Raw genomic sequence first — 21,214 nt, 5'->3', positions numbered from 1 at the left:
AGAACTCCATCGGTGCTCCGAGGTACCAAGCGAGAGAACTTGGGAACATTGAAATATGCTTCAGAACTCGAAGGTTTCCAACCCACTTATTTCGGCCAGAGGACTCACCCGCAGCTATGGCACCACGCACGCGCTGGACGGCATCGATGTTGCTCTGGGACTCGGGACCGCGGTGGCCATCATGGGCCCCTCGGGGTCGGGAAAGTCCACCTTGCTCCATGCTCTGGCCGGCATCGAACTGCCGGACTCAGGCACGGTGACACTCAACCTTCCCGGCCAGGGGCCAATACAGGTCGAGCAGCTCAAGGACGCCGCGCGCACCAAGCTGCGCCGCGAGGCGTTCGGATTCGTCTTTCAGTCGGGTCTGCTGATTCCCGAGCTCACGGCCGAGGAAAACGTGGCCATGGCCCTGATGATCAATGGCGTGCCACGCGGCGCAGCAATCGCGCGCGCCGTGGACGCCTTGCAGCAATTGGGCCTCGCCGGAATGGAGCAACGCCGGATCGGCCAGCTCTCCGGCGGCCAATCCCAGCGCGTGGCGATCGCCCGGGCCCAGGTCACCGGGGCCAGCGTGGTCTTTGCCGATGAACCGACCGGTGCCCTGGATTCGGTCACCGGCACCGAGGTGCTGGACACCTTGCTGCGCTGCACCGTCGGGGCAGGGAAGACCCTGGTCATGGTCACCCATGACCGGCAGGTCGCCGCGCGTTGCGATCGCGTGCTAACGCTGCACGATGGAAAGATCACCGCAGATGATGCACTGGTTGAGGGGCACCGCTCATGAATATCCTGCATATGGCGTGGCTGCTGGGGCGGCCCACCAGCGCCAGCCGCATCCCGCAGCTGCTCACCGTAGGCGCCTATACGATGGTCAGCGCCATGGTGCTCATCGTGCTCGGCGGGGCCTGGTCCTTCACCAAGCTGGACGGCGAAGCGCAAAGCTTCTATGTGCCGCTGGCGGCGTTCGCCTTGGTGCTGCTGATCGTTCCCTTGCTCGTGCTTGGTTCCTCGGCCGCGAAGCTTTCGGCGCGGGCCCAGGACCGGGCCCTCTCGTCCCTGCGACTGCTGGGGGCCACCGGATTCCAGGTGCGCGCCGTGGCGGTCACCCAGGCGGCCGTGACCGCGCTGGTCGGGGCCCTGGCCGGAGTGCTGCTGTATCTTGCGCTGGCTCCGGCCGTGGCGCTGGTCCCCTTCCAGGGCCAAGCCATCGGCACGGGGATCTTCTTGCCGGCCGGTGCCGCGGCCTTGGCGGTCGTGGCCGTCGTGCTGCTTTCGGTGATCAGCGCGCTGGCCGGACTGCGCAAGCTGGTAATCACCCCGCTCGCCGTGGCGACCCGGCGTGTGGCTCCGGTGCCCAGCTGGCTGCGCGCGGTGATTACGGTGGGCAGCATCGTGGTGCTCTATTCGCTGTTCACCAATGTGGGTTTGCTTCCGGTGGATTTGGGCGTGCTGATCGCGATCATCATCGGTGGATTCGCGCTGGGCTTGCTGGCGCTGAACCTCATCGGACCGTGGCTGGTGGCCAAGGTGGGTAAATCGAAGCTGAACAAGGCAACCAGTGCGGAGCAGCTGCTGGCGGCCCGGATGATCCTGGAATCTCCGGTGGCCGCCTGGCGCCAGGTCTCCGGAGTGGCCATGGCCTCCTTCGTGGCGGTGATCGGCGGCACCGGGGCGGCCATGTTCGGCTTCGGCGAAGCCCAGGCGACCGGAACGTGGGAAGACTATCTCGGCACAGATGTGCTCACCGGCGTGTTGGTGACCCTCGGCCTGGCACTGATTTGCGTGGCTATCTCCGCGGCGATCAGCCAGTGCGCCGGTACCTTGGACCGCGAAGAGCTGTATTCCGGGCTGGGCAAGCTGGGAATGGACCTGGCGGTGATCAACGCGGCCCGGGTGAAAAGCCTGATGATCCCGGCGCTCACCGTGGCGATCGGCTTCGCGGTGGCGTCCGTGGTGCTGGTGCTGCCATTCGCCTCGCTGGCGCTGCTGATGAAACCGCTGACGGTGGGCACGGTGCTGGTGGTGCTGGTGGCCGGGCTGCTGATGATCCGGGTGTCGCTTAACATTGCAGACCCCCGCCGATTGTTGCTGGCTGGTTCACGTCGTGACTAATGAACCGGGAAAATGTTAGGTGCCGCTAAAGCGATTCTGCGCCGTGAGGCGTGGATTACATGTCCTTCGTGTTGCGTATTGAATCACAATCAGCGTAATGTTGCATGCGGTTCGCATAGGCTAACCTAAGTAACCGTTATCTCATGACAACTCGCAACGTCTGGATTATGACCCATGAACATTTCGCGCCGTGCTGGCCTGCTGGCAGCATCCTCCGCAATTTTGGCACTCGGCCTCAGCGCCTGTGGCTCAGCTTCTTCTACGGAACCAACCGCCTCGGCGACCGCAGAGACGAGTTACGCACCGGTGAGCATCGAGCACATCTACGGTGAAACCGAGATCACCAAGAAGCCAAGCAAGGTAGCCACCATTTCATGGGTCAACGCAGACGCGCTGCTGGCGCTGGGCACCGTTCCTGTGGGCATGGATATCGACGCCTATGGGCAGAACGCCAACAACTCGACCGACTGGAAGGACGCGAAGCTCGAAGAGCTGGGCGCTTCCATCGGCTCGGAGAAGGCCCCGACCCAGTACGACATCGCCGACGGCGTGAACTTCGACGAGATTGCCCGATCCAAGCCAGACGTGATCTTCGCGGCCTACTCGGGACTGACCCAGGAACAGTACGACAAGCTCTCCAAGATCGCCCCGACCGTGGGACCGCTGAAGGCCAACTACCTCACCAGCTGGCAGGACACCACCGAAGCGGCCGGCGAACTGCTGGGCAAGAGCGAGCAAGCCGAGAAGCTGGTCTCGGATCTGGAAGGTGAACTGTCGGCGCAGGCGGAAAAGTTCCCGGCGCTGAAAGACGCGACCTTCGCTTCGGTAGATCTCTCCAGCCCGAAGACCATGTACGTCTACGCCACGGGGGACAACCGCCCGCGTTTCCTGACCTCGCTGGGCATGAAGCAGGCGGAGATCGTCACCAAGAACACCCCCAAGGACGCGTTCTTCTTCGAATGGTCCCCGGAGCGCGCTAACGAGTTGGATGCAGACGTCGTCTTTGCCTCGGCGCTCGCCGGGGACGACCTCGACGACGTGGTCAAGAGCAATAAGCTCTACGGCCAGCTTCCTGCGGCAGCAACCGATTCGGTAGCGATCCTCGGTGACGATCAGGCAGTTCTCTCGGTTTCGGCGGCATCCCCGCTGTCCATCGAATGGGCAATCGACAACGTGGTGCCCACCATCGCCAAGGCCGCAGAGAACGCGGCTAAGTAAGCCTCAAGAATTCACCGCCAAGTAGTGCAATTGCGCTTCCAGGGAGCTGCTAGCCGCGCCGGCCAGGCGCGGATCCAGGTCGGGGTAGACAAGATCCAGCAATTCCGCTGGCTCGGCGTCTGCCCCGGCCTTGCCGAGTTTGGCCAGGGCAACGCGGACCTGCTCCAGGCGAGACTCGCGGTGCTCCCGGTAGGCGGTCAGCAATTTATGCGAGCCAGCATGCTGCTCGCCATGGGCCGGGTGCAGCGGCATGTCTGCCAAGGCCGAAAGCCGTGCCAAGGAGTCCAGATAGTCGGCCAGCGTTCCATCGGGATGCTCAAGAATAGTGGTTCCGCGGCCGAGCACGGTATCTCCGGTGAACAACGCACCCTGCTGGCCTTCACGGACAAAGCACACCGAGTCCGAGGTGTGGCCCGGGGTGAAAAGCACGCGCAGGGTGGTTGCGCAGAATTCGAGCCGCTCGCCATCGACCAATGGTTCGGCATTCCGGCAGAATTCCGCGAGCCGGGCCCGCACCGGTGCTCCGGTCAGCTCATGCAGCAGCGGGATCCCTCCGGAATGATCCCCATGGCGGTGCGTCAACAAAATCATTTGGACATCAAAGGCCGCCAACGCGTGCAGATGCGCTGGCATGTCGGGCCCCGGATCCACCACCACAATTTCGGTGTCGTGGCTCAACTGCGTGGTCTGCGGGTCGAAGAGCAGATAGGTATTTGTCCCCTCCAAGGTCATTTCCGAGGGATTGTCCGCGCGCAGCACGGCAATACCGGGGGACAAAACGGTGGGAAAAGCAAGATGTTCCATGACAACGAGTGTAGGAAGCAATGACGGCCACCGAAAGTACCAAGCGCAGCAGCGCGCCGAAGATGAAGCTGGGACGTAAGATTGCCGCCTGCCTGGGCCTGCTGGCCGTGCTGGGGATTGCGGTGATCGCCTCGCTGATTTTTGGTGCGCGACCGGTTGCGCTGGGGACCCTCGCGGATTCTTTTACGAACTTTGACGACGGCGTCTCGGACCATGTGGTCGTGCACTCGCGCATTGCCCGGACGGTGGGCGGAATTGTTGTCGGCGCCGCCCTTGGACTCTCCGGTGCCGCCATGCAGGGGTTGACCCGCAACCCGTTGGCAGACTCCGGAATTCTTGGCTTGAATGCCGGCGCGGCCCTAGCGGTCGTTACGGGTATCGCCTTCTTGGGAATGACTTCCCTGACCGGCACCATGATCGCTGCCTTCCTCGGCGCCGCGGTGGTGATGGCCTTGGTGTATGTGGTGGCCAGCGTGGGTCGTGAAGGCGCCACGCCGATCAAGCTTGCGCTGTCCGGCGCGGCCCTCTCGGTGGGATTCACCGCGGTGACCAGCGCGGTGCTGATGGTTTCAACCCTGGCCCTGGACGAGTTCCGCTTCTGGCAAATCGGCACGCTGGCGGCCCGGGGCGTGGAAACCTACCTGCTGGTCATTCCGGTCGTTGCCGTCGGTGCGTTGATCGTGCTGGGCACCGCGCGGGTCTCCAACGCGGTGGCCATGGGCGACGATTCGGCGACCGCGCTGGGCTTCCGGCTGGGACGGGCGCGAGTCCTCGGATCGGTGGGCATCGTCTTGCTGGTCGGAACGGCCACCGCGGTGGCCGGGCCCATTGCCTTTGTCGGGCTGATGATTCCGCATGCGGTGCGGCTGCTCGTCGGCTCGGACTACCGTTGGTTGATGCCGGCGAGCATCATCGCCGGGCCGATCCTGCTGCTGGTCGCGGACACCTTGGGGCGGGTGATCAATCCGCCGGGTGAAATCCAGGTCGGCGTGATGTGCGCAATTCTTGGAGCGCCACTGTTCATTATCATGATGCGCAGCGGCATGAAGTCGGTGACCCTGTAATGGCACCAGTACAAAGCGCGCTGCCCGCCCGGCGCAGGCAGCGAGTGCTCTCCAGCGTGCTCTGGCTGACGCTGGCTTTCGTCGCAGCCTCCGTGGCCTATATTTTCTGGGGCCGGGACAGGCTGCCCGCCGAGGAGATCTTCGCGGTCTTTTCCGGTGAAACGGTGCCCGGAACCAGCTTCATCCTGCTAGATGACCGGTTGCCGCGCATTGCGGTGGGCGCCCTTGCCGGGGCCGGGCTGGGAATTTCTGGTTCGCTCTTCCAGCGGTGGCTTGCCAATCCGCTGGCGAGCCCGGACGTGATCGGCGTGGGCTTCGGGGCGGCCACCGGCGCCATCGTGGCGCTGATCTACTTCGGCACCACCGGATGGCAGCTGAATGCCGCCGCGCTGGCCGGCGGCTTGGCCGTGGCGGCCCTGATCTACTGGCTGTCGGCTTCGGGCAAGCGAACCGGTTCCCGGCTCATCCTGGCCGGTCTGGCCATCGGTGCGATGCTGCAGGCAATCATCCAGTATCTGCTCACCCAGGCTCAGCTGAACACCGCCGGAGATGCGATGCGCTGGCTGACCGGGTCGCTCGCGCCGAGCACCTGGGAACGTGCCACGATCCTGCTGGTAAGCCTGGGAATCCTTGCGCTCTGCTTGCTTCCGCTTGTGGTGCGGCAGCTGAAGCTGCTGGAGCTCGGCGATGATGCGGCCGCAGCGCTGGGCCTGAACGTGTCCCGGGCGCGCATCTTGCTGGTGTTCGTGGCCGTGGCATTTGGCGCCATCCCCATTGCGGTCACCGGACCGCTGTCATTTGTTGCGTTTCTCGCCGGCCCGATCACCGCCGCGCTGACTCGCGGGGCGATAAATATTTGGCTCGCCGGGCTGACCGGAGCGGTCATTGTGGTCGTTGCAAACTTTTTCGCCGCAAATCTGTTTTCGGATTTGTCGCTGCCGGTGGGCGTAATCACCGGTGCATTCGGCGCACCATTCCTGATTTGGGTGCTGGTGCGTTCCAACTCAACAGGAAGCGGGGGATAACCCATGGCCCAACTCCAGGCAACCGACCTGACCCTGGCCTATGACAAGGTCACCATCGTGGACGAGCTGTCCCTGGACATCCCCACCGGGCAGGTGAGCATCGTTGTCGGGGCCAACGGCTGCGGCAAGTCCACCTTGCTGCGGGCGCTGTCGCGTCTGATGCGCCCGGCCGGTGGCCAGGTGCTGCTCGACGGGCAGGATATCCACACGCGCCCGGCCAAGGAGGTGGCCCGGACTCTCGGGCTGCTTCCGCAGTCGCCCACCGCGCCGGACGGAATTACCGCTCGCGAGCTCATCAGCCGTGGCCGCTACCCGCATCAGGGGCTGTTCAAGCGCTTCGGCCCCGAAGACGAGGCGGCGGTCAACCGCGCCCTGGACCTGACCGGCACCATGGAGCTGGCGGACCGCGCGGTTGACGAGCTCTCCGGCGGACAGCGCCAACGCGTGTGGATCGCCATGGCCCTGGCCCAGGAGACAGAGCTGCTGCTGCTCGATGAGCCCACCACCTTCCTGGACGTAGCCCACCAGCTCGAAGTGCTGGACGTGATCAGCGAGCTGAACCGCACCCGTGGGATCACCGTGGTCATTGTGCTCCATGACCTGAACCTCGCCGCACGCTATGCCGATCACCTCGTGGCCCTGCGCGGGGGAAAGATCTACGCCGCCGGCCACCCCAACGACGTGGTGACCGAACGCACCGTCAAGGACGTGTTCGGCATGCCCAGCCGGGTGATCCCGGACCCGGTAGCCGGCACCCCGCTGGTGCTCCCGATCGGCCGCCACCGCGTGCTGCGCACCGAGAACGTACTGGCCGCACAGGGGATCGTGCGCTCCGCCGAGAGCGCCCAGGCCCCTAAGCCGGCGGCGCAACCGCCGAAGCCTGCGCAAGCCGAGGCGGAACAGGAGACGCGGATGCGTCCGGGCTCCGAGCATCTGGCAACCCTGGCCTACCAGTGCAGCGTCTTGCGCACCCAGGATCTGGCGCCCTCCTTCCGGCGGATCACCATCGGCGGCTCCGACCTGGCGCACTTCGGAACGAACAGCCACCCGTTGGATATGCGGATCAAGCTGCTGCTGCCGCCTGCCGGCGGTTCGGCATTGACCCCGCAGATCGCGGCCCTGCGTCCACGGGCCCTATCCAGCCCGGCGGAGCAGGAGGGCTGGTACCGCCGCTGGCTGTCGATCGACCCGGCGACACGCGGATATATGCGCACCTACACGGTGCGCGCCTTCCGGGAGATGGGGCACCGCGATAACCTCGGGGATACCGCCGAGCTGGATATCGACTTTGTGATGCATGGCGAGGTTGTCGATGGCCGCCTGCGCGGCGGCCCGGCGACCGAATTCGCCGATCGGGCGCAGATCGGCGACGAACTGCTGCTGCTGGGGCCGAACCGGGCGTTGAGCGATGAAACCTACGGTGGAATCGAATTCCGTCCGGGAGGCGCAGGCCGCGTGGTGCTGGCCGGCGACGAGACCGCGGCCCCGGCAATTTGTGCGATTCTCGAGGCGCTGCCATCCAATGTGACCGGCCACGCCCTGATTGAGGTTCCGGAGACCACCGACATTCTGGGCGCCTCCACCCGCTCCGGAGTATCGGTGCAATGGCTGACGCGTGGCACCAGCGAGCATGGGGTGCTGCTTGCGGCGGCGGTACGCGACGTGGTGGCTATTCCGGCGGCCGGCGCGGTGCATACCGACGCGGATCCCGAAGACATTGACGTGGACGCGCAGATCCTGTGGGAAACCGGCGCCGCAGAATCCGCACCGTTCTATGCCTGGATTGCCGGCGAGGCGGGCATGGTCAAGGACCTGCGCCGCTATCTGGTGCGCGAGGCAGGCATTGACCGAAAGCAGGTGGCCTTCATGGGGTACTGGCGTCGCGGAAAGACCGAAAACTAGGCGAAGCAGTTAGAGATGAGGGCGGTTTCCCGGGACTTTTATCCTGCGGGAAACCGCCCTCTTTTGTGCTCAATGACCTTGGATTAGCACCGCGGACTGCCTGCTGCATCTGCAACGAGCAGCCCCAATATCCGGGTGAGCTCGCTGCGGTCCTCCGCACCGAGGCTCGCGAAGAATTCCTCGTGGCTTTGCTTGCGTTCGGCATGCAGAATCTTCAGCAGCTCGCTGCCCGACGCGGTCAGCGTGATCAAGCTGGCGCGGCGATCGGCGGGATCCGCGGTGCGTGTGGCTAGCTCCTTGGCGACCAGCTGGTCGATGACCTCGGTGGTGGAGCGCGGGGCAATGTGCAGCCTTTCGGCTAATTGCGAGTTGCGCATTCCCTCGGTTCCTTCGCGTCCCAGCAACATCAACGTTCGTACTTGATGCGGGGTGATGCCGTAGGGCGTGAGGGTATGGCGCCACTTGCCGCGAAGCAAACGCGAACTGCGGTTGAACAGGTCGACCAAGTCAGGGCCGGACTCTTGGGTAGGCATGATTAAAGAATAGGGTGTTCTTCCCGACAAACTCAAGATGGAACCACATAGTGAGGTAACCTCTGTTATTCTGGTTTGTGAACACAGAGATAAATGGAGGTGCGCATGATTCCCATGGCAATGGGTGGCCCCGGCGGCGGCGGGCGCCCGGGTGATGCAAAACAGGATAAGGAATGGCTGGCGGAGCATCCGGTCTCGCTGCACCGGGTGGCCGGGCTTTTTCGCCCGCACCTGAGAACCGTCATCGTGGTGATATTGCTGATCGTTGCCTCATCGCTGATTGGGCTGGCGCAACCATTTATCGTCCGTGAACTCATTGACGTGGCTATTCCCGAGCAGGACGTCAAGCTATTACTGGCGCTGGCTGGCGGGCTGGTCCTCATTGCCCTGATCAACGCGGTGCTCGGCGTGATTCAAACGTGGCGAGCGACCCTGATGGGCCAGGAGGTGATGCATGGATTGCGCACCGGACTGTTCACCCACCTGCAGAAGCAGTCCCTGGCCTTTTTCACCAATGCTCGCTCGGGGGAGGTGCAGTCTCGGCTGACCAATGACGTCGGCCAGATGCAGTCGGTGATCACCAGCTCGGCGACTTCGATCGCTTCAAATCTGACCACCGTGGTGGCCACCGCTTGCGCGATGGTAGCCATTTCCTGGAAGTTGAGCCTGATCTCGCTGGTGGTCCTGCCGCCGGCCATCATCCTGGCCAGGCAAACCGCCAAGCTGCGGCGCAAGATCACCGGAGCGCGGCAGCGGGAAATGTCCACGCTCACCTCGATTATCGAAGAACGCTTGAGCATCTCCGGAGTTCGCCTGGCCAAGGTGATGGGTACCGGCACGCTTGACGCGGAGCAGTTCACCGATTCCAGTTCGAAGCTCATCGATCTGGAGATGCGTAGCGCTTTGGCCGGTCGCTGGCGCATGGCCGCGATGTCGATCATCTTCGCCGCGGTGCCGGCGGTGCTCTACATCGTGGCCGGGCTTCCTGTCACCGGGGAGGGCATGAGCATCGGCACCTTGGTGGCCTTTACCGGACTGCAGGCCGGGATCTTCCGCCCGGTGCTGGGGCTGATGAGCATCTCCATCCAGTGGGTCTCGGCGATGGCGCTATTCAGCCGAGTCTTTGAATACCTCGATGCCGATCAGGCGCTCCCGGTCCCGAAAAACCCGCGCCAGCTCGTGGCCAGCGAGGTGCGCGGAGAACTGGAACTCAAGGATGTGAGCTTCCGCTATCCCGGGGCGCGCACCGTTACCTTGCGGGACCTCAACCTCAAGCTAGCGGCCGGTACGATGACTGCAGTCGTGGGCGCCACCGGTTCGGGCAAATCAACGCTGGGCTCATTGCTGCCGCGGCTCTTGGATCCGAGCTCTGGCAATGTCACCTTGGACGGCGTGGATCTTCGCGAGGTGAAGCCGCAAGAGATCGCCGCGGTGGTCTCCATGGTGGCGCAGGAAAGCTATCTGCTGCATACCAGTGTGCGCGAGAACCTGCTCTGGGCCGCACCGCACGCCAGCGAGGGAGAATTGTGGGAAGCCTTGGAGGCGGCGCAGATTGCGGAGCTGATTCGCGGGCTGCCCGAGGGGCTGGATACCCGCGTCGGGCAACGCGGCCACCGCTTCTCCGGCGGTGAACAGCAGCGGCTGGCGATCGCACGCACCATGCTGCGCAGGCCCAAGGTCCTCGTCCTGGACGAGGCAACCAGTGCCCTCGATACGGTGACCGAGGCGCTGGTGCAGCAGGCCCTGGATCAATTGGCCGTTGGGCGCACCACGCTGCTGATTGCGCACCGGCTGAGCACGGTGATGCGCGCAGATCAGATCGTGGTGCTCGATGAGGGGCAGATTATTGAGGCCGGGAGCTTTGCGCAGCTGGTGGAGCTCGACGGTAAATTTGCCCGCCTAGTGAGCAATAGCGAGTTCGCCCAGCAGTCGGGCTAGTCGCATTGCGGCGTGGTTGGTGCGTGCGGTGCGATTGCGGCTAAAATTTTAGGCAACGCAGTCTCCAGGGCGGCATGTTCCGCTGGCGTGAGCGAATCGAACAGCGTTTGGCGAATGAATTCAACGTGCTTCGGAGCCGCTTCGCGAATCGCCTGCCAGCCGAGTTCGGATAAGCCGATCTGGTGGCCGCGGCGATCCGAGGCATCTGAGCAGCGGGTAATCAGGGACTTGGCCTCCATGCGGCGCAAGAGGTGCGAGAGCCGGGAGCGGTCCCAGCGCAGCTCCTCGGCCATCTCGGCGGGGCGAAGCGAGGACTCTTCGGCCTCGGAAAGTACCGCGAGGACCGAGTATTCTCCGGACTGCATGGCGGAGTCCTGGGTGAGTTGACGATCCATGGCGCTGGGGAACTGCCAGAGGAACTCGCGAATGGTCCGCCAGAGGTCTTGCTCGCGGTCGTTGAGCCAGCGGGTATTTTCGGTTCCCATGTTTTCTATTCTCCTGAAGCGGTAAATGCTGCGGGGCACGCCAGCAAAGTTGTTGACACATCAATTATCTCGTGTAATGTAGTTTTTAGCAAGATTTGATGACGTGTCAACCATAAAGGTTGGGCGTACCACCACTTAGGGGAGCAAAAACATGCTGAAGATCGCTATCATTACCGGTTCCACCCGCCCAGGACGCAATAACGCTGGAGTGGCGCAGTGGGTCCTCGAGCAGGCGCAGCAGCGCAACGACGCAAGCTACGAGCTGGTGGATATCGCCGACTTCAACCTGCCGCTGCTGGACGAGGCCTTCCCGGCCGCGTACCAGAACTACCAGAACGAAGCCACGAAGAACTGGTCGGCAAAGATCGCCGAATTCGACGGCTACATCTTCATCACTCCGGAATACAACCACTCGATCGCACCGGCTCTGGCTAACGCACTGTCCTACCTGAACGCGGAATTCTCCAACAAGGCAGCCGGAATTGTCGGCTACGGCTCGGCCATGGGAGCGCGTGCGGTGGAACACCTGCGCGGCATTCTTTCCGAACTGCAGCTGGCCCACGTGCAGAAGACCGGCATGTTCTCGCTGTTCACCGACTTCGAAAACTTCTCCGTCTTCAACCCGACCGAACAGTCCGCCGCCTCGGTCCAGCCGATGTTCGACCAGCTGATTTCTTGGACGACCGCCATGAACACCGTACGCGCCGGTGCCATGGCCAACGCCTAAGTTTTCATCAAGAGAACCGCGAGAAGCTGGCAGTCAAACTTTTCGTGGTTCTGCGCAAATGACTACTTTTAGCCAACCCAGCGAGTTAGCCTGAGAGCTAAGAGCCGCACAGGAACTACGCCAAAAGCTTCAAGGGGAGAAATGACCAAAGAATTTTCGACCAAGGGTGCCTACGTCACCGGAGGCGAATTCAGCCGGGATACCAATTACATCCAGGACCGCATCGTGGCAGATCCGCGCCCCGAAGCTTTTGCCGCTGGTGTGCCCAATAGCTCGATCGGCCACCCGCAGGCCGGACTCGGCGACGGGGCGCAGCTGTGGCCGGTGGAAGCCGGGCGCTACCGCCTCGTGGCCGCACGTGCCTGCCCCTGGGCCAACCGCACGCTGATTGTGCGCCGCCTCCTCGGCCTGGAAGACGCGATATCGGTCGGCCTGCCCGGCCCAACCCATGACTCGCGCAGCTGGACCTTCGACCTGGACGCTGGCGGCAAGGATCCGGTGCTGGGTACCGAGCGTGTGCAGGAAAACTACTTCAAGCGATTCGCGGACTACCCGCGCGGCATCACCGTCCCGGCAATCGTGGATATTCCCACCGGTGCAGTGGTGACCAACGACTACCCGCAAATCACCTGGGACATGTCGACGCAATGGAAGGAATTCCACCGCGAAGGTGCGCCGAATCTGCTGCCCGAAGATCAGCTTGAACAGATGCTGCCCCTGATCAAACGCATCTTCACCGAGGTGAATAACGGCGTCTACCGCGCCGGATTCGCCGGCGACCAGCAGGCCTACAACGATGCCTATGACCGGCTCTTTGACACGCTGGACTATCTCGAAGAGCGTCTAGCAACCCGCCGCTTCCTCATGGGCGACCACATCACCGAGGCCGATGTGCGCCTGTTCACGACGCTGGCTCGCTTCGACCCGGTCTACCACGGTCACTTCAAGACCAACCGCAACAAGTTGATCGACATGCCTAACTTGTGGGGCTACGCCCGCGACCTGTTCCAGACCCCAGGGTTTGGCGATACCACCGACTTTGAGCAGATCAAGGCGCACTACTACGTGGTTCACGAAGATATCAACCCCACCGGGATCGTGCCGAAGGGGCCGGAGCTGAGCAACTGGCTCGAAGCCCACGGGCGCGAAGAGCTGGCGGATTCCGGACCGTTCCTCGACGGTACCGCACCGGGCGAGGTGCGCGCCGAAGAGCGTGTGGCCGCGGGGCATAACCCGATGTATCCGGCCTGAATCATTCGAAGCCAAGCTTGCTGAACCGGGGCAACACCTGCGTCCTGGCAATGTCCCGGCGAGAACTCACGGAGTTTTCACCGGGACATTGCCCGTTAAAAAACGAACATGGCACACCTGGTCATCTGCACTTGTGGGGTGGACATGGCAGGATTATTCATATGACGATCATTGCGGCAGCTGACGGTTCTGCACTCGGTAACCCTGGACCTGCCGGTTGGGCCTGGTATATCGACCACGAAAACTGGGGAGCCGGGGGCTGGGACCACGGAACCAACAACATGGGCGAGCTTCAAGCCGTGCTCGAGCTCTTTCGCGCCACGGCCAAAGAACCCGAAACCGAACTGAAAATCCTGTGCGATTCCCAGTACGCCATCAACTGCATCACCAAGTGGATGCCGGGATGGAAGAAAAAGGGCTGGAAGAAGTCCGACGGCAAGCCGGTGCTCAACCAGGACATTCTGCGAGAACTAGACGCGGTGATCGATGGACGCAAATACACCTTTGAATGGGTCAAGGGCCATGCCGGCCACGAACTCAACGAGGAAGCCGATGACCGGGCCCGAGCCGCCGCCACCGCACATCAAAGCGGGAAGGACCCGGACGCCGGGCCCGGCTATACCGGCTCCTCGGGCACGATTGCTGGCAACGAACCGGGCCAAGCCCCGCCTCCGGTGGTTGAGGCCGCCGCCGAACCAGCCGTGGACGTGGCAAGCACCGTCTTCGAATTGGAGCAGGGTCTGCTCGACGCGCAGGTGCGCGCGAACTTCACCGAGGTCAGCGATTTTCTGCACCCGAGCTACCAGGAAGTCTGCCGTGACGGTTCGCTGCTGGATGTCTCCACCGTGCGCTCGATCCTCGACGCCGGCGGCGCGCTTCCGGCCACCGGTCCGGTGCAGCTGCTCACCGCGCGTCCGCTGGATTCCAAGCTGGTGCTGATCGCCTATCGGATGAGTCCGGAAGGCTCGCAGGTTTTGGTCTGCTCCTCATGGTGGCAGCAGACGGATCGGGGCTGGAAATTGCGTTTCCGCCAGGAAACAATCGAGAGCCGCGCTTAGCTTTTTCCCCTTTCGCACTAGTGTTAGTTGACAAGCAGCAAGCACTTTAAGGATTTTCATGGATTCGGTCATTACAGAAGATTTCGCGCCCCTCGCCGAAGCGCTTGACGCCCGAGCGGCGGAAGAAGAGGGCTATTCGGCCCAGCTCGCGATTTATCACCGCGGGCAGCTGGTGCTCAGCCACGCGGTCGGCGAGCATCTCGCCGGCGACGCGGTGACCTGCGTCTTCTCCTGCACCAAGGGCCTGGGTGCGCTGGTCATCGCGATGCTGATTCAGGACGGCTTGCTCGATCCGGCCAAGCCGATCGGAACCTACTGGCCCGAATTCGCCAGCGGCGGCAAACAGCGCCTGACCCTGGGCGAAGTACTCAGCCACCAAGCCGGCGTGCTCGGCGTCCCCGGGGGAGTTCCAAGCGAGGTTCTGCTCAACTCGGCCGAATACGCCAAGGTGCTGGCCTCCATGCCGAGCATCTGGCCGCAGGGACAGAATATCGTCGGCTACCACGCCATCACCATGGGTGTACTCATGGAAGAACTGGTACGCCGGGTCACCGGCCAGGAACTCAAAGAAGTCTACGAACAGCGCATCCGCAAGCCGCTGGGAGTCGACGCCTTCATCGGCCACGGCGCAGAACTCGAACCGCGCTACCGCGACGTGCTGCCCGCGCTGGATGAAGCACCTGCCTTCATGGACCCGTTCTCGCCGTCCGGGCTCTCGGTCAACTCCACCTCGGGCTTCGCCCTGGAATCCGGACCGGTGTACAACTGGCACGAACTGGCGAACTCGCCACAGGTCCGGCAGCTGGGTCCGGCCTCCATGGGCGCGGTGGCCAACGCCCAGGCGCTCGCCGGGATCTACGCCGCGTCCTTCGGCGCGGTGCCGGAGCTCGGCGCCACCGAGGGGCTGCTCAGCGCAGATACCTGGGCCGAGGTTTCCACCGAACTCGTCTACGGACCGGACCGCACCAACGGTCAGTTGCAGGCCTTCGCCGTCGGTTTCATGAAGCCCACCGCGCGCAAGGACTACGGCTCGATCTTCGCCTATGGGCATGACGGGGCGAATTCGTCGCTGGCCTTCGCCGACCCGGCCTACCAGCTGGGCTTCGGCTACATCCCTTCGCGCAATGAAGGAGAAAAGGATATCTCGACCGGCGTGCGCCTGAGCCAGCTGGCCCGCCAGCTCATCTTGGCCAAGGGAGCGAAATGAAATTCCTTGCATTAGGGGATTCCTTCACCGAAGGTGTCGGAGATATCAGCATGGTGCGCCCTAACCGGGTGCGCGGTTGGGCCGACCGGGTGGCCGAGGTGCTGGGCACCCAGGGCGACTGGGAATACGCGAACCTTGCCATTCGCGGCAAGAAGATCTCCCAGGTCATCAACCAGCAGCTCGACGCCGGGCTGGCGTTGGAACCCGATCTGGTGACCATCTATGCCGGGGGCAACGACATTCTGCGCCCCAGCGCCGATCTGGACGCGCTCATGCGCGGTTATGACGGGATGGTCCGCCGATTTGCCGAGTCCGGCAGCACCGTGGTGCTGTTCACCGGGTTCGACACCGTGGATTCCCCGCTATTCAACAAGACCCGTCCGCGGACCGCCATCTACAACGAGAAGATCCGCGAAATCGCTGACACCCATGGTGCGCTGGTGGCCGACTACTGGCGCTGGCGGGAATTCTCGGACCTGCGCTATTGGGCGGGGGACCGGCTGCATATGAACGAATTCGGCCACGCATTGATGGCGCGCAAGGTGCTCGAACTGCTCGGCAGGCACGGCATCGTTGAGCCCGAATGGGCCGGGCAGATCAATCTTCCGGGGTTGCCGCAGCTGCCGGTCAACTCCCGTGGCGAGAGATTACGCGAGGATATGGGCTGGGTGAAGGAGCATTTGGGACCCTGGATCAAGCGCCGGCTGACGGGCACGTCCTCGGGAGACTCCTTGCCAGCGAGATATCCCGCCTATGTAAAACTCGCTCAAGGCTCCAGTGCAAGTTAATTTGTGAATCGAACCGAGCCGCCGGTCTTGGATAGAAGCATGCGGTGCAGGTAAGATGGTGATGTGTTTTGGATCATCAGATCCACGGCACAGCCTTCGACGGATGGCGGGAGAGACCCGTTCACACCATGGATGGGCGCCGTAGGAGCAATTCCTCCCCAGGAAACTCTCAGGCCCCCGTACCGCCATCACGAGGCAACTCTGGAAAGAAACCGGCCCGTTCCGGTTCACCGAAGGTGCAAGCGCCCGGCTTTGTAGGTCGGATGCGTAAAACTCTCAGGTTATGCAACAGGGATGGGGAGGGACAGAGACCTTCCTTTGGCATGCGCCAAGACAGATCCCCCTGGAGATAACTGCACCATGACTATTACGCAGACCTCGGCATCAACGAGTAGCGAATTCGTGTCCCGCCACATTGGCCCACGTCCGGCCGATGCAAACCACATGCTCCAGACGCTGGGTTACTCCAGCCTCGACGAGCTGATCGACACCGCAGTTCCGGCCGACATCCGCCAGGGTGCGGCATTGGATCTTCCTGCTGCCCTGAGCGAAACCGAAGCGTTGGCTCACCTGCGCAACTTGGCATCCAAGAACGTGATGAAGACCCAGATGATCGGCCAGGGCTTCTACGACACCTTCACGCCAGCGGTGATTCGCCGCAACATCGTGGAAAACCCGGCCTGGTACACCGCCTACACCCCGTACCAGCCAGAAATCTCCCAGGGCCGCCTCGAAGCGCTGCTGAACTTCCAGACCATGGTCATGGACCTGACCGGCCTGCCCATCGCCAACGCCTCGATGCTCGATGAGTCCTCATCGGCGGCCGAAGCCGTGCTGATGATGCGCCGTTCGAATAAGAAGAAGGCCAGCGGCAAGACCGTGCTGGACTCGAACATCTTCCCGCAGACCATCAAGGTCATCGAAGGCCGCGCCGACGCGCTCGGCTTCGAAATCGAAGTTGTTGACCTCTCCCAGGGTCTGCCGGAAGGCGACATCTCGGGTATCGTGCTCCAGCAGCCGGGCAACGACGGCTCGATTGCCGACCACAAGCAGATCATCGCCGCCGCCAAGGACGCCGGCGCGATGGTCACTGTCATAGCCGACCTGCTCTCGCTGACCATGATCACCCCTCCCGGTGAACAGGGCGCGGATATCGCAGTGGGCAACACCCAGCGCTTCGGGGTGCCGCTGTTCTTCGGCGGACCGCACGCTGCCTACCTCGCCGTCGGCGCGGGCCTGCAGCGCTCGATGCCCGGGCGCCTGGTCGGTGTCTCCACCGATGACGCCGGCACCCCCGCCTACCGCCTGGCACTGCAGACTCGCGAGCAGCACATCCGCCGCGAGAAGGCCACCTCCAACATCTGCACCGCACAGGCGCTGCTGGCCATTTGCGCCTCGATGTATGGCGTCTACCACGGCCCGGCGGGCCTGAAGCAGATCGCGACCCGGGCGCACAACCACGCTCGCGTCATCGCCAGCTCGCTGGTTTCCGGCGGCTTCACCCTGGCGTCCGACTCCTTCTTCGACACCGTTGTGGTCAACGTCGAGAACGCGGAAGCGGTCATCGCCAAGGCGGCCGAAGCCGGCATCAACCTGCGCAAGGTTTCCGAAACCCAGGTGGGCATCTCCACCGATGAGGCAACCACCGCGGATATCGTGCGCACCCTGGTCGAGGTCTTCGGCGTTGAGCTGTCCGTACCGGAGGGCTTCGAGATCCCCGAGGCGCAGGTGCGCAGCAGCGCCTACATGACCCACCCGATCTTCAACACCATCTCCTCCGAGACCCAGATGATGCGCTACCTGCGTCGCCTCTCGGACCGCGACCTGGCCTTGGACCGCACCATGATCCCACTGGGCTCATGCACCATGAAGCTGAACTCGGCCGCCGAGATGGAATCCATCACCTGGCCGGAGTTCGCCACGATCCACCCCTACGTTCCCGCCGAGCAGTCCATCGGCTGGCGCGAACTGATCACCGACCTTGAAGGCCGGTTGACCGCCATCACCGGTTACGCCGGCATCTCGATCCAGCCCAACGCCGGCTCGCAGGGCGAATACTCCGGGTTGCTTGCCATCTCCGGCTACCACGCCTCGCGCGGCGAATCCCAGCGCAACGTCTGCCTGATCCCGGCTTCGGCCCACGGCACCAACGCGGCTTCGGCCGTGCTGGCAGGGATGAAGGTCGTCGTGGTGAAGACCGCAGCGGACGGCACCATCGACGCAAACGACCTGGATGCCAAGATCGAGGCCAACAAGGACGTCTTGTCGGCCATCATGATCACCTACCCATCCACCCACGGGGTCTACGACGCCGACGTGCGCGAGGTCTGTGACAAGATCCACGCCGCGGGCGGCCAGGTCTACATCGACGGCGCGAACATGAACGCCCTGGTGGGCCTCGCGCAGCCGGGCCAGTTCGGCGGCGACGTCAGCCACCTGAACCTGCACAAGACCTTCTGCATCCCGCACGGCGGTGGCGGACCGGGTGTCGGTCCGGTCGCTGTCGCCGAGCACCTGGTGCCATTCCTGCCCGGCGACGCTTCGGGCAGCTACACCGAACGCGACGGTGTGCCGGTAGTGTCCACCGCTTTCGGCTCCGCCGGCGTGCTGCCGATCTCCTGGGCCTACATCGCGATGATGGGTGGCGACGGGCTGACCGAAGCAACCAAGACCGCGATCCTGAACGCAAACTACATCGCCAAGCGCCTGAACGAGTACTTCCCGATCCTGTTCACCGGCAACAAGTCCCTGGTGGCCCACGAGTGCATCCTGGACCTCCGCGAACTGACCGCGAAAACCGGTGTGACCGCAGAAGACGTGGCCAAGCGCCTGATCGACTTCGGATTCCACGCACCAACGCTGTCCTTCCCGGTCTCCGGCACCCTGATGGTGGAACCAACCGAGTCCGAGGACCTGGCGGAAATCGAACGCTTCATCGAAGCGATGATCACCATCCACCAGGAAATGCAGGAAGTGCTGTCCGGGGTCTACACCATCGAAGAGTCGCCGCTGCGCAACGCACCGCACAGCGCCACCGCACTGATCTCCAGCAATTGGGACCGCAAGTACAGCGTCGAGCAGGCCGCCTTCCCGGTAGCCAGCCTCAAGCGCGACAAGTACTTCCCGGCCACCGGGCGCATCGACGGCGCAGCCGGTGACCGAAACCTGATCTGCTCCTGCCCAGCTCCTGAAGCCTTCGAAGACTAGGACATCGCGATGACTGAGACAAGCACCGATATCAAGCACACCGCGCTGCACGGCAAGCATGCCGAGCTTGGCGCTTCGTTCACCGACTTCGGCGGCTGGGATATGCCGCTGAAGTATGGTTCGGAACTTGCCGAGCACAAGGCCGTGCGTTCCACCGCGGGCCTGTTCGACCTGTCCCACATGGGCGAGGTATGGCTCACCGGTCCCCAGGCCGGCGAGGCGTTGAACACCGCGCTGGCCGGCAACCTGTCCATCATGAAGGTCGGCAAGGCGAAGTACTCGCTGATCCTCAACGAAGCGGGCAAGATCCTTGACGACTTGATCGTCTACCGCCTCGGCGAAGAGCGCTTCCTGGTCGTGCCAAACGCCGGCAACGCGCCGGTTGTGGCGGCCGCACTGGCCGAGCGCGCAGCAGGTTTCGACGTCGTGGTGGATGACGCCTCGGCACGCACCTCGCTGATCGCCGTACAGGGCCCGAACGCCGAGGCGATCGTGGCATCGCTGGCGGCCGATGAGCAGACCGCAGCCGCGGTGCAGGAACTGAAGTACTACGCGGCCATCGAAGTGGTTCTCGGCGGAATCGACGTGCTGCTGGCCCGCACCGGCTACACCGGCGAAGACGGCTTCGAGCTGATCATCGCCAACGAAGACGCCACCGCCATCTGGGACAAGACCGTCGCAGCCGGCACCGGCCACGAACTGGTCCCCTGCGGGCTGGCTTCGCGTGACTCGCTGCGTCTGGAAGCCGGCATGCCGCTCTACGGCAACGAGCTTTCCGTCGAGCGCACCCCCTTCGATGCCGGCTTCGCTCCGGTGGTGTCCTTCAAGAAGACCGAGAACTTTGTCGGTCGCGAAGCGCTGGAGGCACTGCGCGGACAGACACCGCCACGCAAGCTGGTGGGCCTGAAAGGTCTGGGCAAGCGCGCCGGCCGTGGCGGATACGCCATCGTCAAGGATGGAGCGACCATAGGCGAGATCACCTCCGGCCAGCCATCGCCGACCTTGGGCTACCCGGTAGCACTAGGCTACGTGGATGTTGCATTTAGTGAAGTGGGAACCGAGCTAGATGTCGACCTTCGTGGCAAGACATTGCCATTTGTGGTCGTAGAACTGCCGTTCTACACCCGAGCAAAGTAACGTTTAACCTAAGCGGGCGTTCGTAAGACGCCCACCATTTCCCTTGGGAGAGGAATTATCGTGAGTAAAGTTCTTTCATCGTTGCGCTACTCGGCCGAGCACGAGTGGATCGATGCAGCATCGCCAGCCAAGATCGGTATCACACAGATCGCCGCCGACGCACTGGGCGACGTGGTCTACGTTGACCTGCCAGAAGTTGGCGACACCGTCACCGCGGGCGAGACCTGTGGCGAAGTCGAGTCCACGAAGTCGGTTTCCGACCTGTACTCGCCAGTGACCGGCACCATCGTCGAGATCAACCAGGAAGCTGCAGATAACCCTGCAATCCTGAACGAAGATCCATACGGCAACGGCTGGCTGTTCACCGTTGAAGTTGAGTCCGAAGGTCCGCTGCTTTCGGCAGCAGACTACGCCAGCGCGAACGGTGGAAACGTCGAGTAATGAGCAACAAGACTTTTGAATCCCTAGCCCCTGCATCATTGACTCAGTCCCTGGCGCAGCTCGATCCTGAGGTTGCGCAGCGGATCGATGCCGAGCTCGCTCGTCAGCAGCGTGGTCTGGAGATGATCGCTTCGGAGAACCATACCGCGCAGGCTGTGATGCAGGCGCAGGGTTCGGTGTTGACCAACAAGTACGCCGAAGGTTACCCGGGCCGCCGTTACTACGGTGGTTGCGAAGAGGTTGACGTTATCGAGACGTTGGCTATTGAGCGTTTGAAGGCACTGTTCGGTGCGGAGTATGCCAATGTGCAGCCGCAC

General features: G+C 63.2%; 18 protein-coding genes, 1 pseudogene and 1 riboswitch. Of the genes and pseudogenes, 16 read left to right on the top strand and 3 right to left on the bottom strand.

The genetic code is table 11. From position 1 onward, the window contains the following. The first annotated feature begins 55 nt into the window (after nt 1-55). The 3 genes from ACT3UQ_RS17040 to ACT3UQ_RS17030 all read left to right on the top strand — a co-directional run bounded on the left by ACT3UQ_RS17040 (nt 56) and on the right by ACT3UQ_RS17030 (nt 3,330). A complete protein-coding gene (locus ACT3UQ_RS17040) occupies nt 56-784 on the top strand; it encodes an ABC transporter ATP-binding protein (protein WP_105570294.1) in 729 nt (242 codons plus the stop codon). Further along, nucleotides 781-2,112 carry an FtsX-like permease family protein gene (locus ACT3UQ_RS17035; protein ID WP_444637582.1) on the top strand — a complete coding sequence of 444 codons (1,332 nt, stop codon included), beginning with the start codon at nt 781-783 and terminating at the stop codon, nt 2,110-2,112. The genes ACT3UQ_RS17040 and ACT3UQ_RS17035 overlap by 4 nt, the downstream gene beginning before the upstream one ends. Before the next feature lie 174 nt (nt 2,113-2,286). Then, complete coding sequence (locus ACT3UQ_RS17030; protein WP_105554539.1) at nt 2,287-3,330, top strand: ABC transporter substrate-binding protein; 1,044 nt, start codon at nt 2,287-2,289, stop codon at nt 3,328-3,330. A 3-nt stretch (nt 3,331-3,333) separates the two neighbouring features. Here the strand turns inward: ACT3UQ_RS17030 and ACT3UQ_RS17025 are convergent, their stop codons facing one another. Continuing rightward, a complete protein-coding gene (locus ACT3UQ_RS17025) occupies nt 3,334-4,134 on the bottom strand; it encodes an MBL fold metallo-hydrolase (RefSeq protein WP_444637581.1) in 801 nt (266 codons plus the stop codon). A 20-nt stretch (nt 4,135-4,154) separates the two neighbouring features. On the opposite strand from ACT3UQ_RS17025, the gene ACT3UQ_RS17020 reads away from it, so the two are divergent. Genes ACT3UQ_RS17020 through ACT3UQ_RS17010 form a run of 3 tightly spaced genes read left to right on the top strand, consistent with a single transcriptional unit; the run spans nt 4,155 to nt 8,125 of the window. Further along, nucleotides 4,155-5,198 (top strand): FecCD family ABC transporter permease, encoded by a 1,044-nt coding sequence (locus tag ACT3UQ_RS17020; protein ID WP_444637580.1) that lies wholly within the window; start codon nt 4,155-4,157, stop codon nt 5,196-5,198. Beyond that, nucleotides 5,198-6,223, top strand: a complete 1,026-nt coding sequence (locus ACT3UQ_RS17015) for a FecCD family ABC transporter permease (RefSeq protein ID WP_444637579.1) — start codon at nt 5,198-5,200, stop codon at nt 6,221-6,223. Before ACT3UQ_RS17020 ends, ACT3UQ_RS17015 begins: the two co-directional genes overlap by 1 nt. A 3-nt stretch (nt 6,224-6,226) precedes the next feature. Beyond that, nucleotides 6,227-8,125 (top strand): SIP domain-containing protein, encoded by a 1,899-nt coding sequence (locus ACT3UQ_RS17010; protein WP_444637578.1) that lies wholly within the window; start codon nt 6,227-6,229, stop codon nt 8,123-8,125. Between the two features lie 83 nt (nt 8,126-8,208). Here ACT3UQ_RS17010 and ACT3UQ_RS17005 read toward each other — a convergent pair whose 3' ends face one another. Then, nucleotides 8,209-8,658, bottom strand: a complete 450-nt coding sequence (locus ACT3UQ_RS17005; RefSeq protein ID WP_181150459.1) for a MarR family winged helix-turn-helix transcriptional regulator — start codon at nt 8,656-8,658, stop codon at nt 8,209-8,211. A 105-nt stretch (nt 8,659-8,763) separates the two neighbouring features. Here ACT3UQ_RS17005 and ACT3UQ_RS17000 point away from each other — a divergent pair, with 105 nt between their 5' ends. Continuing rightward, nucleotides 8,764-10,596 (top strand): ABC transporter ATP-binding protein, encoded by a 1,833-nt coding sequence (locus ACT3UQ_RS17000; protein ID WP_444637577.1) that lies wholly within the window; start codon nt 8,764-8,766, stop codon nt 10,594-10,596. Here the strand turns inward: ACT3UQ_RS17000 and ACT3UQ_RS16995 are convergent. Next, nucleotides 10,593-11,081, bottom strand: a complete 489-nt coding sequence (locus tag ACT3UQ_RS16995; RefSeq protein ID WP_105554546.1) for a MarR family winged helix-turn-helix transcriptional regulator — start codon at nt 11,079-11,081, stop codon at nt 10,593-10,595. The genes ACT3UQ_RS17000 and ACT3UQ_RS16995 overlap by 4 nt on opposite strands. 151 nt (nt 11,082-11,232) lie before the next feature. Between ACT3UQ_RS16995 and ACT3UQ_RS16990 the strand changes: the two genes are divergently transcribed. The 9 genes and pseudogenes from ACT3UQ_RS16990 to ACT3UQ_RS16950 all read left to right on the top strand — a co-directional run. After that, a complete protein-coding gene (locus ACT3UQ_RS16990) occupies nt 11,233-11,808 on the top strand; it encodes an NADPH-dependent FMN reductase (protein ID WP_444637576.1) in 576 nt (191 codons plus the stop codon). A gap of 141 nt (nt 11,809-11,949) precedes the next feature. Then, nucleotides 11,950-13,059: a glutathione S-transferase family protein gene (locus ACT3UQ_RS16985; RefSeq protein ID WP_444637575.1), complete on the top strand. Its 1,110-nt coding sequence runs from the start codon at nt 11,950-11,952 to the stop codon at nt 13,057-13,059. A 161-nt stretch (nt 13,060-13,220) separates the two neighbouring features. Next, nucleotides 13,221-14,117: an RNase H family protein gene (locus ACT3UQ_RS16980; protein WP_444637574.1), complete on the top strand. Its 897-nt coding sequence runs from the start codon at nt 13,221-13,223 to the stop codon at nt 14,115-14,117. A gap of 58 nt (nt 14,118-14,175) precedes the next feature. Then, nucleotides 14,176-15,324: a serine hydrolase domain-containing protein gene (locus tag ACT3UQ_RS16975; protein WP_105554550.1), complete on the top strand. Its 1,149-nt coding sequence runs from the start codon at nt 14,176-14,178 to the stop codon at nt 15,322-15,324. Further along, complete coding sequence (locus ACT3UQ_RS16970) at nt 15,321-16,112, top strand: SGNH/GDSL hydrolase family protein (protein ID WP_096283233.1); 792 nt, start codon at nt 15,321-15,323, stop codon at nt 16,110-16,112. The genes ACT3UQ_RS16975 and ACT3UQ_RS16970 overlap by 4 nt, the downstream gene beginning before the upstream one ends. Nucleotides 16,113-16,209: 97 nt before the next feature. After that, nucleotides 16,210-16,307, top strand: a riboswitch (glycine riboswitch). Nucleotides 16,308-16,472: 165 nt separating this feature from the next. Continuing rightward, nucleotides 16,473-19,319, top strand: a complete 2,847-nt coding sequence (gene gcvP, locus ACT3UQ_RS16965) for an aminomethyl-transferring glycine dehydrogenase (protein WP_444637573.1) — start codon at nt 16,473-16,475, stop codon at nt 19,317-19,319. A gap of 9 nt (nt 19,320-19,328) precedes the next feature. Further along, nucleotides 19,329-20,456, top strand: a complete 1,128-nt coding sequence (gene gcvT / locus ACT3UQ_RS16960; protein ID WP_444637572.1) for a glycine cleavage system aminomethyltransferase GcvT — start codon at nt 19,329-19,331, stop codon at nt 20,454-20,456. A 60-nt stretch (nt 20,457-20,516) separates the two neighbouring features. After that, complete coding sequence (gene gcvH, locus ACT3UQ_RS16955; RefSeq protein WP_096283236.1) at nt 20,517-20,897, top strand: glycine cleavage system protein GcvH; 381 nt, start codon at nt 20,517-20,519, stop codon at nt 20,895-20,897. Then, nucleotides 20,897-21,214 (top strand): annotated as a pseudogene (locus ACT3UQ_RS16950) (serine hydroxymethyltransferase); the annotation flags it as partial. The gene gcvH and the pseudogene ACT3UQ_RS16950, both read left to right, overlap by 1 nt.

Source organism: Glutamicibacter sp. AOP12-B1-11 (assembly GCF_052379245.1).
Classification (GTDB): domain Bacteria; phylum Actinomycetota; class Actinomycetes; order Actinomycetales; family Micrococcaceae; genus Glutamicibacter.
The sequence above is the reverse complement of the archived record's forward strand: the minus strand, read 5'-3'. Positions and strand labels throughout refer to the sequence as shown.